This window comes from Fictibacillus sp. FJAT-27399 (assembly GCF_001510655.1).
Lineage (GTDB): Bacteria > Bacillota > Bacilli > Bacillales > Fictibacillaceae > Fictibacillus_C > Fictibacillus_C marinisediminis.
Genome location: NZ_LMVC01000002.1, coordinates 818,863 through 834,452 on the forward strand (window position 1 = coordinate 818,863; position 15,590 = coordinate 834,452).

Below are 15,590 nucleotides of genomic sequence, written 5' to 3' on the forward strand. Positions count from 1 at the left end.
AAAAATTTAAGACAATCGCAAATGCTCAAGAGCTAACCTTTACCGTTAAGCGAAAACCGTTTTGTTATGCATCCCTTATTTGAGGAAATTTCTCTTTTGGGAGAGCAGGAGGTTTATTCTAAGGTGGGGATCCTAGCGCTTAATGGCTCAGAGAGTTTTCAGTGCCCCTTATAATCGGAGCGTTTTTTCAATTTTGTCCATTTTTCCCCTTTTTAAAATGAAAATGTGCCCTTTAAAGAGATGAATTATATAGGAACGAGATATTACTTTCATACAAACACAATCGTTTACGGAAGCGAATATGGACACAAATACAAAAGTAATTGTATTTAGAAGCGGATCGCTCCTGAATTTCCTTAAACATTCAGTGGTGATTACGCTCCACCGAACGGTATAAAAATGCTGCTAATCTTCATATTCATTCAGACGGTCCAGTCCCGAAAGAAATGTACCTTAAGCAAAGGAGTAAAGATTGTTGGAACAGAACGAACATCGTACGGATAGCTTTAAAATATAATTTCACGTACCGTATTTTAATACGATGAATATGAAATAAATAAGGAGTCGGATTGTGGGAAAATGAACATCGTTGCTTTGTAATTGAGATCATCCATCATATTCATAAAAAATTCTTTCCAAATCCTTTTAAGGGAGTAATTTGTCATTTCCTCACAAATTAATAATCTTGGATGAGTTTTTTCTAAATGTATCAATTGACTAACATGGGAAATTCCTCGAATTGTCATCTGGTATAACTGAAATCTTGATGGTGATCGAGACTTATTGACAGGATGATAGATGAGCAATGAAACCGGATGCACAGCAGCCTAATTTGAATTTCAGTACTAATTACCTAGTGAAAGGCTTTAATTTCATTCTTCAACTATCGGGTGCTTAATTGAAGATCTGATTGTTGAAAAGTAATTTTTACCATGAGTTTAAAAATATTAGTTCTGATTTTTATAAAGTATAATGATTTTATATAGGGTTATAAAGTTCTGGGAGGTAAGTAATGAAGAACGAAATGCAGTTGCTTGGGGAAATGATTATCAACCGGAGGCATGAAATCGCTGAATCTGTTCATACCAATCGAATGTCAGGGGTGGCGATGTTGCAAGCGGAAAAGCAGAACTTCCAGAAAATAGAGCCAAAATTTATGGAAATAAGAGCTGAGTTTATCCGCCTTTTTGGGGAAGCGTTAACTGATCACGTTGATTTTCATAAATCCATTGAAAATGTACAGCGGTGGGGAAAAGAGACGGGACAATACTTGTTTCAGTTGGGAGCTCCCCTTGATGAAGCATTAAAAGATACAAGCTATTATCGGGATTTCATTTGGAAAGCCATTAAAGAAGAGGCAACTACTCATGGGTTATCGGCCGCTTCCATATTTGATGTTATTGAAATCATAGATCCACTCTTGGATCATGCTGTTTATTATTTTAGTCTGAACTATGTTCAGTCTTATCAAAAAGTGCTTGAACAAGCAAAGTCAGCTTTCTTAGAATTGTCTGTTCCCATCGTTCCTCTAATCAAAGGGACAGGTGTACTGCCGTTAATTGGTAACATGGATACGGAAAGAGCTCAGTTATTAATGGACGAAACGACGAAACAAGCTGTGAAATTAAAATTGGAGCATTTAATTATCGACTTATCAGGTGTCATGATTGTCGATACGATGGTAGCTGACCAGTTGTTTAAAGTAATAGATGCTTTATCCTTGTTAGGTGTTACAACAATTTTAACTGGCATTCGTCCAGAGGTAGCACAAACAATGGTTGTATTGGGGTTAGACCTTGATAGAATTAAAGTACAGGGTAATTTACATCAAGCCTTTATGGAGATAAAAGCAATGTAAATAAAAAGGAGGAAAGCTCAATGGCTTGCCTCCTTTTTTATATTTGTGTTTATCATATCAAGAGACAGTAAGATTGTTATTGGTGCAAAATGGGGGCTAACTACTTTAAACCCTCAATTGTAAAAAAACTAATTCAGTAGATTAAGTCACCGGATTTTCAAGATCAAGGAGTTTTTTTACAGCGAAAACGGCTTCAAGGTTTGTGCTGAAATTCTCTGAAAAATCTTTATCAAAATGTATTAGATTATATACTTTATTTTTATGACTATACGATATCGAGAATTTTCTCTCCTGTTGAATTGAAAAGGTATGTGTGATTTCACTTAGTTCATCGTAAAGCTTAAATTTTACTAACATATTGATTATCTGTTCGGAAGACAACGGATCCATAGGTAGCATTGCGCATTGCGCCTCCCATCTAAATGGGAAATGACTAAGTAAAGTCAAAAATAACCCAAATCAGTATTTTATACTATTAGTTTACAACGATTGATAGAAAATTAATATAATATAGGGTAAATTACATTCGGTAATTTTTGAAAACAGTCCAAAGGAATAAAACATCTTAAATATAGAGTGTACATTCAAAACGCTATGTGGCCGCTTTTTCCTGAAATTATGCCAACTGAGGGAATCGTTTTTGTCAAAAATAATCAGCGAACCGAACTCTCTTTTAGGGGTACCGCCACATGCGCTAAGGCAAATTATTACCCCAAAAATGAAAAAAACACTATTCTTTCTGTATTATGATAGAAAGTATTGACTGATAATAATGTTGTTTCATTTCTTATGCAGATAACAGAGCAGGATAGTTACATTAAACATGAAGGAATATTGGAATCAGTAACGAAATGTTCAATGAGTGGTGATGGTGTCGGCTCTTCAATAATATTTTTCAGGAGGTGATTGACTTGAAGTTGTTGCAAATAAGACTTTTGGTCAAAGATTTTAAGAAAAGTGCCATGTTTTACAGAGATTTATTGGAATTTCCAGTAAGTTGGTACGATGAAGACATGGAATATGCGCTTTTCAATAATGGGGAAACAAAAATTGAGCTTGTATCTCGAAAAGTTATGGCCGAATTGGTCAGAGAAGAAAATAAGCCTTTAGAAGCTGAGTCTCAATCAAGATTCTTACTTCAATTTCAAGTTGAAGATGTCGATAAGACGTATAACCGTTTCAGAGAAAAAGAAATTGAATTTGTTAATGAACCTCATGATCGTAAGGAATGGCGAGCGCGTGTTGCACATTTTCGTGACCCTGATGATAACTTAATTGAAATATATAAAATGCTGTAATTGATTGTTCAAAATGGGACTAGGTTAAAAGAATATTAAACACAATTAACACAGTTCGATTTATTCGAACTGTGTTAATTGTGTTTGTAAGAGTAGAATCTTTATGATAAACGAACAGAAAGGACGGTGTTTATTATGTGTCGTGAGGTATCAGATGAACTTACTCTCTTTTCACAGGAATTACAAAGTTCTTTATCTCCTCAAGCTCTTCAACAGCTGGCCAAAAAGGTAGGTTTTGTTCAGAGATCCAGTAAGTATCAAGCGAAAGATTTAGTTGCTTTGTGCATATGGTTAAGCCAAAAGGTAGCGAATACTTCCTTAACTCAGCTATGTTGCTGTCTAGAATCTTCAACTGGTGTATTAATGAGTCCCGAAGGACTCAATCAACGATTCAATCCTTCAGCAGTCAGGCTCCTACGAAACGTATTTTACTCAGAAGATACAAACTTATCAGGCTCTTTCTCATCGTTATGCATCTCAGTTTCAGCGTATACGAATCTTGGATTCTACGACGTTTCAACTTCCAGATGTTTTTGCTTCAACTTACCAAGGATCAGGAGGAAGTAGTCATACAGCTGGCGTGAAAATCCAATTGGAATACGATCTTCTCAGCGGCCAATTCCTGCATGTGCACTCGGCCCAGGTAACAAAATGATCGAACCTATGGTTCCACGTGCTTGAAAACAGTGCAAACAGGTGACTTATGTATACGTGACTTAGGATATTTTGACCTGGAAGATCTCCATCAAATGAATGAGAAAGGAGCCTGTTATATCTCTCGCTTAAAATTAAACACCCGAATTTAGCAGAAGAATCCTAATCCAGAATATTTTAAGGACGGAAGAATGAAAAAACAGTCGGAGTATATTCAATTAGACATGGAAGATCTGATGTTGCAGCTACAACCAGGACAAACCCACGAAATTCATAAAGCCTATCGCAACTGCCTTACTCGCTGCCTATAACAATTCTTGGGTTCCGGTTGCACTTTATATCGTTTGTATTGGTGTCATTTCTCTTACTTGTTTATTCCTAACTGGGCTGATGAAGAATAAGTCAAAGCAATTAATGAAAGCGGTTTCAGGAAGATTATAAGCCTATAATAGTGTTGGCAAGAATGACAAGGGGTGAAAATATGAAAGTTCTGGTAGTCGGTGTAGGTACTATGAGCTGTCTATTTGGAGGGAAACTAAAACAATCTGCTTTCGATGTCACCCTATTTAACCGACCAAATAATCATGTTTGAAAATAAAGGAAGAGGGTCTAGGAATCGTAGAGAAAGATGAAACTTTCTCTAATGTGAGTATTTCTGTTAACACTGATCCAACATGTTTAGTAGATAGCTATCAACTAAGTGACTTTGATGCTTAAGTCATTTCCTACCGAATAAGTCATGAGTAAAGTTCAGATATCGTCCATCTAGAAACCGTCGTAAATCTTTCTTTATCAAAGCTTAAAATTAACTCTCTACAGGAATGCTAAAGGGCAGGATTGTTGAAGAATGCATCTTTTTAGGGAGGTAAATATGAGCTAAACTGTTTTATTCCATAAACGGGTGCATTTCTTCAAGAAGGAGAAATGCACTTTCTTATTGAATTAAAGGGCAGTTTTATTGAAGAAGGAGTTCAATGAAACTAAACAGTTTACCCACAATTTTGACCTTCAAGAAAAAACTGATCTATGTTAATTAGTCGAGGTTTCAGGATATTCACCGAACAATTGACCTTCCCTCTATATTGGGAATCCGACACGTTCCCTATTGTTTTGTTGTTGTTTTTGCTTGATCTGATTTATTGAAAAAAGTTATTGACACTGAAAATAACCTCATGTTATTATTAAATATTTGATAAAAAAACGCATATATGGTATCATTTAGAAGGTTACCATATATGGAGGTGGATTATTTGTTCCAAATTGGCGATAACATTGTTTATCCAATGCACGGAGTAGGTATAATTGAAGCCATAGAAGAAATAGAATTCCCAGAGGAAAAACAACAGTATTATGTTATAAAAATGTCAATCAGTAATATGCAAGTTATGATTCCAACGTGTAAAATATTGAGTTCAAGTATACGACCAGTTACTGATCTACTTGCATTAAAACAAATTATACACATTTTTCAGCATGGAGAATCAGATAGATTACTACCGTGGAAACAAAGGTATAAAGTAAACACGGATAAACTAAAAACGGGTGAAATACAGGAAGGTGCTGAAGTTGTACGTGATTTAATGCGTATGAAAAAAGATAAAGCACTTAATGGAAGCGAAAAAAAAATGTTGGATAATGCATATGAATTTTTGATTAGTGAACTGGAAGTAATTAAAGGAATCACTGAAAATCAAATAAAAAGTTTCTGTTAAGGTTAATTATAGATAAAGTATTGCATTCTAAAAAATATCTGAAATTTTTCGCGGATATTATGATTATCATTTCAAAGACATTCAACTTCTTCACTTCCTTTTAGAACATTAACCTCTTTTGTTATTTCTACAATCTAATCCATTTTTATTATTTAAACTTCCTCACAAACAATTGAAGTTTTATCAAAAAACTCGATATAATAATCATTTGATATTTGTAATACTGATTCACACTGGCACGGACAAGGAACCGTAAGGATGGAAGAGAGGTAGGGCTTTCATTGTTTTAGGTATATCTAAGTGATTATTTCTAGAAGAAAAAACAATCAATCTCATCTCTATCATTAAGAATTTCTTACATCCACTGTGTCTGTGAATAGTAATTGTTTATCTTCTTTTCATAATGGAGATACTCCAGTTGGTAACATCTAAATATATGGTCAACGAAAAAAAAATGACGGAATTTCTAGAACGATTGTTAATATTGTTCTTCAACGATCGGGTGCATTTCTTTAAGAAGGAGAAATGCTCTTTTTTATGGAACTTATTGAACAAACGTAGCAGGATTGTGTAGTAACTGATTGTGTTAAAATTCAATTTATGAAAAAGACCGTCGTTCTCATTCTTGGCAGAAAGTGATTAACTATCAATATGAAGATGTATTCGTTATTGGTTATCTTAAGAAAGAATTTGGCTGGATACTTGGTAAAGGGGAGGACGATGTAACAAGACCACTTGGTGTGACCGAATTCGTACCTCCACAGGGCTCGAAGGGAACTTTATCAAATAGCGGAAGATTTCGTTTCGAACGAAATGAAGGATGTTGTATATCTAAAACCTGAAGTTTGCTGCACCGTGAAATATAGGAATTAAACAAAGGCGGGACTTTTAAGAATTCCTGTTTTTTTGTAAAGTTTGTACAATAAGTTTAGTTGAAGAAAACCCTAGATCGCTAGAACTTCTTGTATCATCCCAAGAACCGCCCAAGGGTTCTGCAATATTATTTAGACGTACGGTAGGCCAATTTGTTCGGTAAAATGGCCAGCTACTGGATTCAAAGGTAAATAATTCACTTCTCTTTTCCCTTAAGTAATTAAGCCTCCAACAATATACCCATGTTGGGGGCTTGATTTATTTGAAGATAACACATTACATACTTATAGGGCGTTTAAGCCCAAGAATAAAAAAGGAAAATCGTATCCAAATAAAGTCGATGCGGTTTTTCATGTACCACTTTAGAGGCTAACTTGTATTTTAGATTGCACAACTTTTAAAGGCTATTTGTAATTCAGATTGCACAACTTTTTCAATAGCTAAAACTGTCGGTTCAATATCATCATAAGTTTCGATAGTTTGATTATTCAAATAGGTTAGTTGAAAACACTTGTTTAGGTAGCATACTAACAATAAGGGAACCTGATGCTTGTTTTTGAAAGTTAGTGTTATTACAGAAAAACTGTACTTTTTTAGAGATTTTAAGATTGTTTCTATGAGGTCTTTGGACATGTCGTCATAGTCTCCCTTCTGTAAGGGAGGTTGACTAAGAGAAGTCTCAAAGGTCCCATTTATTTTTATCAAGCATAACATATTAAAAGCTTGATAGTTATAAGAGAGTTTGGCAAATATTAGCGAATATTGTGGTTGCACAATACGAAGAGGATATGTATGTATCAAGATATCAAAAGAGTTTGCTGTTGCTAAGCTCTTTATTCTTTATGACCACCTATTAACTTATTTTATAGGGAAAGCGAAGGGACCGTCGTTCGAATGAATGTACCCATATATAAGGAATCTATTAAATCAATCGCCAAGTAAGAGAATAAACATAAAGAGGTATGAACCATGAAAATAATTTCTCATTTTAGGCAACATTAATATGGATATTGTAAATCAAGTGTATGAGCACCCATTGCGGGATCACATGGTTCTGGGTCCGTTATTAAAACACCAATAACGATCGTTTTTGGAACGTATTCTTTTATTTGGCTGTTTTCGTATAGACTTTTCTTGACCAATTTCAATATTTTAACAAGGTTCCTTACAATTTATGTTGAAATTTAAATATAAAGTTATTCAACAAGATTATCTTTAGAAATTATATAGAAAGGTAGTGTTCTCTTGTATATCCCTCCAGACGTAATAGAGCGCTGCAATACCCCCCGCGGTGAAATTCAACTTCAGCGCCGCGGAAATCACTACGAGATTATAAGTAATGGAACGTTTTTAATGGCAACATACAATGATGAGTCCGAAAGATTACTAGTAAAGGCGGCGCTGGATGTAGCATTAACTCCGGAACGTGTTCTTATTGGAGGATTAGGTGTTGGATTTTCGTTGGCAGAGGCATTAAATGATCGACGTGTAAGTCAAGTAAAGGTTATCGAGATAGTTGATAAAGTTATCGAATGGAATCAATCCTATCTTGCGCCCTTTTCAAATAACAGCTTAGAGGATTATCGAACAGAAGTAGTTCACGCTGATCTCCTCGAATGGATTCACCGGAGAGAGGGTCAATTTGAAGTTATTTGTTTAGATATTGACAATGGGCCTGATTGGACAGTGACCGAAGCCAATGCTAGGTTATATCAGAAGGACAGTCTTGTTGCGTTGTCAGACTTATTGGCTTCAAATGGTGTTATTACTTTTTGGAGTGCTTCTCCATCGCCGGAATTCGTCGGACGACTAAGGCATACCTTTCATAAAGTAATAGAATTAGCTGTACCTCAGGAAGGTCACGATCCGGATTATGTTTATATAGCGTCACTCCCGATAAATCCAGTGAAAGTTGACCAAAGATAAAACAGACCATTTCCAAGTGAATTCCTCAACAGAGCCAGAAAGGAACTTATAGTCTTTGTGATTCCACAAAAGGAAAAAATTAAAGAGGATGCGAACGGATCAAACGTATCCCTCCATAATTTTATGTTTGAATCAAGAGAGTATATCCTCTTTCCGAAAAGACCGAATCGTCTTAGTATACCCTACGCGTTTTGCTGTCGTATATTCTATATGTAATATAAAGAAGGACGTTTATAAGGTAGAAGGGGATAATAAATTATACCTTTTGGGGGAAGAATTCCGTTTTCTTCCCTATGTCCATCACTTCTGTAAGACCGGATACGTCAAATAATCGGTGGACACGATCCGTCAACCCTCTTAGCTTTAGCGTACTGTCGTTCTTTTTCAAGGACTTAAGAACTTTAATGAAAATACCCAACCCCGTGTTGTCCATGAAGTCAATTTGTTGAAGATCGATAATAATGTCTTTCTTTTTTTCTTCTGATAGTGGTATAAGTACTTCTTTTAACTTTGGTGCAGTATAGACATCAATTTCTCCATACAATACTAAATAATGTGAATCGTTTAAATGTTCATGTTTAATTTTAAGATTCATTTGTTTTCCCCCCAAGAGTAGAATTGGCCAGAAAATTCATCCTTAACTTTATATAGTGTATTAGCGTAGGTTATATGTAGGGACGATGAATTGGCTTTTGTTATAACTAAATGACTTTAATCTTTTTATAGACATTCACATCATCAATTCCCCATGATCGATAAAACAGAATATAAAAAATACATACTATCTAATCCCCCATTTAATGGTTAACAGGATGATCCTCCTAAAGTTCAACAAAGTGGACGGACTTGTTAGTTATGAAAGTGAAAAGAAACTTGGAATCAAAAAAGAAAGAAGGGGATCAATGGTGTTCTTCAAATCACAATTAGTACAAAAATACCCTCGAATTGTTAAGAAGAACGAGACCATTTTATAAAGTTGGGTATGTTTACACAAACCCGTTCTTAAATATAAATCTGCTCTGACAAGTTTTGCAAAGCTAGCCAGTACCTCAAGCACGAACAAATCATTTTCACATTTTCCTTAAGGAGATCTTAAATGCAGTCTGTACTTGGGATGATTTTATTATTTCATAATAATTTATTTATAGGTACTGGGTTAATTTGTCGTAAAAGTACTAGTTTTGACGATCTTGGTCTAATCCTAAAATACCGTACAAAAAAGCGGGCAACTACCGAATTCAATATTTGGTCGTGTGGATGTGTTCCTAGATCTGCACCACTAGGGATTTTACAAAATTGAAGGCACTGATGAAGATTTAACGATGTCCATTCCGCGCAATTTGTTCCTAATCCTCGAACAACAGAAGGAAGCAAATATGCTAATTATGCAGGAAATTACCGCTATGACTATTCAAGACAACTGAATCTCGCTTTGTACAACTCTCTTCAGGCAAAAGGTTCTTCTGTCTTCACAAACATTTCTCTGGATGATCAGGGGCTTGACCTTTTTAGGCTCATTTGGATTGAATGGAAGCGGAACCGTTTTTATTTGAAATAAAGGGCAAACCCACAGTTGGGGTCATGTTCCTGGTGGCGATAAAACCTCTGACGAACGCCTTCTGATTTTATAGGTTCACCTTTTGCTACTAGATAGTCGATCAAATGGATCTCCCTGGCTCTTGAAATTTCATCAGACGTTACACGATGAGTCATCTTCCCACTTCTTGAGTGATTAGCGTTCTAATCCTTCTTCACGGGTAACAACAGGCAAAGCTATTGGTATCAATATTTGGAATCAGCAAGATCAATCTGGAAATAGTCCTGAAGCAACCTATAACAATGATAAGGCTGAAGAAGTCGCTGAACGTATCGAAATACACCATGCAGATGCGCGAGACCTACCATTTTCTGATCATTACTTTGATGTGGTTGTGTCTAGTTTGGCTTTACATAATATCAAGAACGCAATGGAAAGGAAAAAAGCATTGAAAGAAATCTATCGTGTACTAAAGCTATCCTTGATTTCGGTCAGGGCCTCCTCTTTTCATTTTCGTCGGTTCTCTCCGTATTTCTATCCTATGGGTGATTTGACAATTGGTCCCCATTTTTTATTTGTCAAAAACCTCATAAACCACGCGATTTCACGGCCGTTTATTTTTGCAATGAACTGATGAAAGTACATAAAAGTAGGCCACTATGAATGACTCAAATATTTAACATCGGTTGAAATCAAAAATAAAAAAAGATCCCTCTTTTAGTGAAATCCGACTAAACGAGGGACACAACGGTTGATGGGGATTCGTTGGAAAAACCATCTATATTCACCTTATCACACTAATTTAAACAAATTAAGGGTATTACTACAGGTAGGTTTATCCATATTCATTGTTCAGAGTGTTAAGGGGGCAGTTCTTCCTCATATTTTGTACTTCCTGAAAAATGTGTTTTTATATTTTACAAAATTTTCAGAATACACTAGACAAATTACAAACAGGAAATATATACTTGTTTTATGAATACGTATTCAAAACTCCAGTCAGCATAATTTTTACAAAATTTTACCAATAAGAGGTGATCTTTAAGTTTTTAGGACCAAGCTTGATCATTTTAAATTGAAGTTTGTTATTATTCGGAAGATTGAAGTTTCTTTTTATGAGAGCGCTACCAATTTGATGAGGGGGTTTACAGGATGAAAGCAAGTAAAAAAATATTAACTGTTATCATTGCGTTAATATTGATTAGCTCTATGTCAGTGGGATGTTCGCAATCTAAAACGTCAAATGCTTCTGAAACCAATAATACCGGTTATCCGAAAAAGCCCATTGAAATGACCGTCGGATTTGCGGCGGGAGGGCAAGCGGATATTGTTACGCGCATTGTGGCAGAAGCTGCCAGTAAATATCTCCCAAACAAGGAGTCCATTGTTGTATCGAACAAAACTGGGGCAAGTGGATCCATTCAATTAGCGGAAGTCTTTCAACAAAAGCCGGACGGGTACAAGCTAGGATCAGTGACAACGGGTAATCTTATTATCCAACCAAATATGGGAAATACACCATATAAGTCTAACGATTTTGCACCGATATCACTGTTAAACTCCGCTCCAAATCTGTTAGTGGTAAAAAGTGATGCTCCATGGAAGACATTTGATGAGTGGTTGGACTACGTAAAGAAAAATCCGTCTAAATTCACCTATGGAACTGCAGGTACAGGGGATACAAAGCATGTGGCCATGGAGACGTTAAATGTTACTTACGAAGTTAAAACCAAGCATGTTGGTTTTGATGGTTCCGCGGAGTCTATAACCGCTCTACTAGGAGGACATATCATGGGAGCGATAGTAGGGGTACAGGAAGCGAAACCCCATACAGATGCAGGCAAAATGAGAGTATTAGCTAACTTGGGTTCATCAAAAACAGATGTTTATAAAGATGCACCGTTCTTGAAAGAGAAAGGTTATCCAGGGTTTGATACATGGACTGGTATACTGGCACCAAAAAACACGCCTAAGGATATTGTTCAGGCCTTAGACAAGGCATTCGAAAAAGCATTACAACAGCCAGAAGTATTGGCTCAATTTAAAAAAATTGGTACAGAACCGACTTACGCTGGCCCCGAAGAATTCAAGAAGATTATAAAAGCATCTACAAAAACAAGTGCCGAGATAATGAAAAAATCAGGGTTATCCGAGAAACAGTAGAGCAGTAAATTATTTTTTCTTTTAAAAAAAATTTCCTTATGAAAGAGGGGGGAAAATGAGAAGCCAAAATGCAGGAGTATGGGCTGGTTTAATTATTTTGATTTTTGGAGGATTAATGTTTGTTCAGTCTCTTTCTTATCAATATTCAAGCAAGTTGGGACCTGGTCCAGGAATGTTTCCGTTGTGGTTAAGTGGTATTCTAATTGTCTTTTCTTTTTTGTATATCATCAGATCAATCAGAAAAGAAAGAATCACATTTGCAGAGATATTACCTAAAGGGAAAGACTCAAAACAACTTTTGAAAGTACTTACAGCGTTAGTGGGATTTATTCTGATTGTACCGTTTATTGGTTTTATTATGGCAGGGATTATATTTCTATTTATTCTCCTGTCAGGTGAATACAGATGGTATATAAATTTATTAATATCTATTGGAGTAACCATTTTGTTATTTTGGGTGTTTCATGGACTTCTAAGTGTTCCTCTGCCGGTTAACAATTTTGGTTTCTAAAAAATAAAAGGGGGGAGGAGAATGGATTCGCTTCTTCAATTATTACAAGGATTTGAAACAGCGCTCACCTGGTGGAACCTGCTCTATTGCTTACTCGGAGTTATAGTTGGAATGCTAGTAGGTGTGATGCCTGGACTTGGGCCAACTGCAGGAACAGCGATATTGCTACCGATTACGTTTGGAATGGAACCTGTGTCTGCAATAATAATGTTGTCGGGGATATTTTATGGTGCAATGTATGGTGGGACAATAACATCTGTCTTAATCAATACACCAGGGGAGGCTGCGTCTGTTATCACTTGTATAGATGGACATCAAATGGCTAAACAAGGCAGGGCAGGAGCAGCTCTTGGAATTGCGGCAATCGGTTCATTTATTGGAGGAACGATTGCGATTATAGGGCTTACGTTTATAGGACCGCCTCTTGCCAAATTCGCTTTGAGTTTTGGTCCTCCTGAGTTTTTTGCCCTAATGACCCTAGGTTTAATGATGTTGTTGGGACTGATGGGGAAATCATTGCTACGAGGGTTAATAGCTGCCGTTATTGGACTAATTCTATCCTTGGTTGGAACTGACTCAGTTTCAGGTGTTGCGCGGTTTTCCTTTGGTCAAATGGAGTTAATGAATGGTTTTGATTTTGTCATAGTGGCTATGGGATTGTTCGGTGTTTCTGAAATATTAATTGGTGCTGAGAATATAGCAAAATCGGAGAAAGTACCAAAAATTAAGGGATTGTTTCCTAAAAAAGATGAATGGAAAATTTCAATGATGTCAATTACCAGAGGGACTGCCATTGGATTTTTCTTGGGACTGATACCTGGAGCTAATGCCGTGATCGCGTCACTTGTATCTTATTCAGCTGAGAAAAAATTTTCAAAAGAACCGTCCCGTTTTGGGAAAGGAGCAATAGAAGGTGTGGCAGGTCCTGAAACGGCAAACAACGCATACAGTGGAGCTGCTCTAATCCCGTTGTTAACGTTGGGTTTACCCAGTTCGCCTACTGTGGCTGTGCTATTAGGAGCATTTATTATGCATGGTTTAACACCGGGCCCAGCCCTATTCCAGAACAATTCACATTTTGTATGGGCGGTGATTGCCAGCATGCTGATTGGTAATGTACTTCTCCTTATCATGAATCTTCCATTAGCCGGAGTCTGGGCAAAAATCGCTTTGATACCTTATAAACTATTGTTTCCACTTATTTTAATTATTTCTATGGTAGGAGCTTATAGTGTGAAAAACAGCCTTTGGGATGTTGGTGCTATGATCATATTTGGGGTTCTTGGTTATTTTATGAAAAAAATGGACTTTCCACTTGCACCTACTGTATTAACATTCGTTCTGGGAAAACAAATTGAATCTTCTTTATTGAGGTCTTTAACTATCTCAGAAGACGGCTTTCTGATCTTTTTTGATAGACCAATTTCCGCCATTCTTATTACGGTCACATTACTCATAGTCGTTATTAGTCTATTTAGCGAAATAAAGAAAAAAAGGTCAATTCTTGCCCATGATGTGGAAATATAAAATCGTTTAGAGTTATTTCAGGAATTTATGAATACGCATTCAAACAGGTTTACAAGTAAACAATTTTCATAAGGTAAAGCGAAACCTCTTTGAAGTCATTTGTTTAAATTTGATAAGGAGTGATAGAAATGGATCTATTCGGTGAATATGATGTGGTTGTTGTAGGTGCAGGGGTAACTGGTGTTGTAGCTTCTATCCGGGCAGCGCGTGAAGGCATGAAAACCTTGCTGGTTGAGGGAAGTGGAGTTTTAGGAGGCCTTGTTACCGGAGGCCGATTGACAAAGCCAACCGGTTTGGTTAACGGTGGAGTATTTAAGGAATTGATTAATCGCGCAGCGGAGTATAAAGGGGCAGACAACCAAACTAGACGTTCATATTGGGGAAGTTATACTGGAGTTTTCGACGCTGAAGTCATGCAACGTGTGATTATCGATGTGGTGGAGGAAGCAGGCGTGGAAGTACTGCTGCATGCCCACGTCACGGATGTAGTCCGTGAAGGTAAACAATTGAAGGGGATTCAGATTCGTACGAAGTCAGGAACCAAGCTTTTATTGGCTAAAGTTGTAATCGACTCATCCGGGGATGGTGATGTAGCCAGCTTAGCGGGTGCCGAATTCATGCTCGGCCGGCCACAGGACGGACTAACGCAACCTATTACTTCCTATTTTAGAGTATTAAACGTAGACATACCTGCCGTAGCTCAGGATTTTAAAGAAAATAAAGAAGATATGTGGGAGCTTGTAGTTCCTGATAAAGAGGGAGCAACAAACGAAGATTATGCAATCGTCTTTTTTGCCACAGGTTTGTCGAAGCGTATTGAGGAAGCGAAGAAAGACGGTTTCGACTGGATTATCCCCAAAAACCATATAACGTTTAAAGCGGGACTTATTCCGGGTGAATTAAATATCAATGTCACAAGGTTCCATGGAAACGGGTTAGACGAGCGCACATTGAGCCGTGCGGAAATCGAAATTCGCAAACAAGCTTATAGTGCATTTGATTTTCTAAAAAAATACGTACGGGGCTTTGAAACCTCCATATTTCTTGAAGTTGCGCCGAAACTTGGCATTAGAGAAACTCGTAGAATAGTGGGAGAATATATATTGACCGAAAATGATGTGAGAAGTGAAGCCCGATTTGAAGATGCAATCGGACTCAGTAATTGCCCTGTTGACGTGCATGAACCTGGCGGAGAAAAAGCAATTATGGATAACGTCGGAAAAGGGTATGGCATTCCTTTAAGATGTTTAATTCCGAAAGAAGTGGACGGACTTCTGGTTGCCGGAAGGTGCATTTCGGTAGACGAAATAGCTTTTGGTTCAACTCGAAACGTTCCTGCATGTGCTTTAACAGGTGAAGCTGCTGCTGTAACCGCCGCAATTGCGGTTCAAAATAGCTTATTGCCGCGAGAGGTTCCAATTAAAGAAGTTCAGAGAGGACTGATCGAACATAACATTCCTTTAGGAACTCCAGAAACTACTTATAATCCTATTTAAGATTGACTTCTTGTATGGAAACCGCTCATTTTTTG

12 protein-coding genes and 1 pseudogene are annotated in these 15,590 nt (G+C 36.9%); 11 read left to right on the top strand and 2 right to left on the bottom strand.

Annotated elements, in window-relative coordinates; all coding sequences use genetic code 11:
* Positions 1-1,012 precede the first annotated feature (1,012 nt).
* From AR335_RS09160 to AR335_RS09185, 6 genes and pseudogenes are all read left to right on the top strand, one after another.
* A complete protein-coding gene (locus AR335_RS09160) occupies positions 1,013-1,858 on the top strand; it encodes an STAS domain-containing protein (protein ID WP_062234602.1) in 846 nt (281 codons plus the stop codon).
* A 911-nt stretch (positions 1,859-2,769) separates the two neighbouring features.
* The gene (locus tag AR335_RS09170) at positions 2,770-3,156 is read left to right on the top strand and encodes a VOC family protein (protein ID WP_053354405.1); all 387 of its coding nucleotides are present in this window, start codon (positions 2,770-2,772) and stop codon (positions 3,154-3,156) included.
* 135 nt (positions 3,157-3,291) lie between these two features.
* Positions 3,292-4,094 (top strand): annotated as a pseudogene (locus AR335_RS24905) (IS4 family transposase); the annotation flags it as partial.
* 197 nt (positions 4,095-4,291) lie between these two features.
* Positions 4,292-4,402 carry a 2-dehydropantoate 2-reductase N-terminal domain-containing protein gene (locus AR335_RS25480; protein WP_199805073.1) on the top strand — a complete coding sequence of 37 codons (111 nt, stop codon included), beginning with the start codon at positions 4,292-4,294 and terminating at the stop codon, positions 4,400-4,402.
* Positions 4,403-5,060: 658 nt separating this feature from the next.
* A complete protein-coding gene (locus AR335_RS09175) occupies positions 5,061-5,522 on the top strand; it encodes a CarD family transcriptional regulator (protein WP_091005252.1) in 462 nt (153 codons plus the stop codon).
* Positions 5,523-7,640: 2,118 nt separating this feature from the next.
* Positions 7,641-8,321: a spermine/spermidine synthase gene (locus tag AR335_RS09185; protein ID WP_234293237.1), complete on the top strand. Its 681-nt coding sequence runs from the start codon at positions 7,641-7,643 to the stop codon at positions 8,319-8,321.
* Between the two features lie 256 nt (positions 8,322-8,577).
* On the opposite strand, the gene AR335_RS09190 is transcribed toward AR335_RS09185, so the two are convergent.
* Entirely contained in the window at positions 8,578-8,916 is a 339-nt protein-coding gene (locus tag AR335_RS09190) for an STAS domain-containing protein (protein ID WP_062234612.1), read from the bottom strand.
* A 950-nt stretch (positions 8,917-9,866) separates the two neighbouring features.
* The gene (locus AR335_RS23895; RefSeq protein WP_156418914.1) at positions 9,867-10,034 is read right to left on the bottom strand and encodes a hypothetical protein; all 168 of its coding nucleotides are present in this window, start codon (positions 10,032-10,034) and stop codon (positions 9,867-9,869) included.
* A 74-nt stretch (positions 10,035-10,108) separates the two neighbouring features.
* Between AR335_RS23895 and AR335_RS23085 the strand changes: the two genes are divergently transcribed.
* From AR335_RS23085 to AR335_RS09215, 5 genes are all read left to right on the top strand, one after another.
* Positions 10,109-10,492 carry a class I SAM-dependent methyltransferase gene (locus tag AR335_RS23085; protein ID WP_234293279.1) on the top strand — a complete coding sequence of 128 codons (384 nt, stop codon included), beginning with the start codon at positions 10,109-10,111 and terminating at the stop codon, positions 10,490-10,492.
* Between the two features lie 518 nt (positions 10,493-11,010).
* Positions 11,011-12,021 (top strand): Bug family tripartite tricarboxylate transporter substrate binding protein, encoded by a 1,011-nt coding sequence (locus AR335_RS09200; protein ID WP_062234614.1) that lies wholly within the window; start codon positions 11,011-11,013, stop codon positions 12,019-12,021.
* 55 nt (positions 12,022-12,076) lie between these two features.
* Positions 12,077-12,532 (top strand): tripartite tricarboxylate transporter TctB family protein, encoded by a 456-nt coding sequence (locus AR335_RS09205; protein WP_062234616.1) that lies wholly within the window; start codon positions 12,077-12,079, stop codon positions 12,530-12,532.
* A 21-nt stretch (positions 12,533-12,553) separates the two neighbouring features.
* Positions 12,554-14,059 carry a tripartite tricarboxylate transporter permease gene (locus AR335_RS09210; RefSeq protein WP_062234620.1) on the top strand — a complete coding sequence of 502 codons (1,506 nt, stop codon included), beginning with the start codon at positions 12,554-12,556 and terminating at the stop codon, positions 14,057-14,059.
* Positions 14,060-14,187: 128 nt separating this feature from the next.
* Complete coding sequence (locus AR335_RS09215; RefSeq protein ID WP_062234624.1) at positions 14,188-15,555, top strand: FAD-dependent oxidoreductase; 1,368 nt, start codon at positions 14,188-14,190, stop codon at positions 15,553-15,555.
* Positions 15,556-15,590: the final 35 nt, after the last annotated feature.

Excerpts from the sequence above, each read along its gene's own strand:
- AR335_RS09160 (WP_062234602.1), top strand. The coding sequence starts at position 1,013 with ATGAAGAACGAAATGCAGTTGCTTGGGGAAATGATTATCAACCGGAGG.
- AR335_RS25480 (WP_199805073.1), top strand. The coding sequence starts at position 4,292 with ATGAAAGTTCTGGTAGTCGGTGTAGGTACTATGAGCTGTCTATTTGGA.
- AR335_RS09190 (WP_062234612.1), bottom strand. The coding sequence starts at position 8,916 with ATGAATCTTAAAATTAAACATGAACATTTAAACGATTCACATTATTTA.
- AR335_RS23895 (WP_156418914.1), bottom strand. The coding sequence starts at position 10,034 with ATGACTCATCGTGTAACGTCTGATGAAATTTCAAGAGCCAGGGAGATC.
- AR335_RS09200 (WP_062234614.1), top strand. The coding sequence starts at position 11,011 with ATGAAAGCAAGTAAAAAAATATTAACTGTTATCATTGCGTTAATATTG.
- AR335_RS09205 (WP_062234616.1), top strand. The coding sequence starts at position 12,077 with ATGAGAAGCCAAAATGCAGGAGTATGGGCTGGTTTAATTATTTTGATT.
- AR335_RS09210 (WP_062234620.1), top strand. The coding sequence starts at position 12,554 with ATGGATTCGCTTCTTCAATTATTACAAGGATTTGAAACAGCGCTCACC.
- AR335_RS09215 (WP_062234624.1), top strand. The coding sequence starts at position 14,188 with ATGGATCTATTCGGTGAATATGATGTGGTTGTTGTAGGTGCAGGGGTA.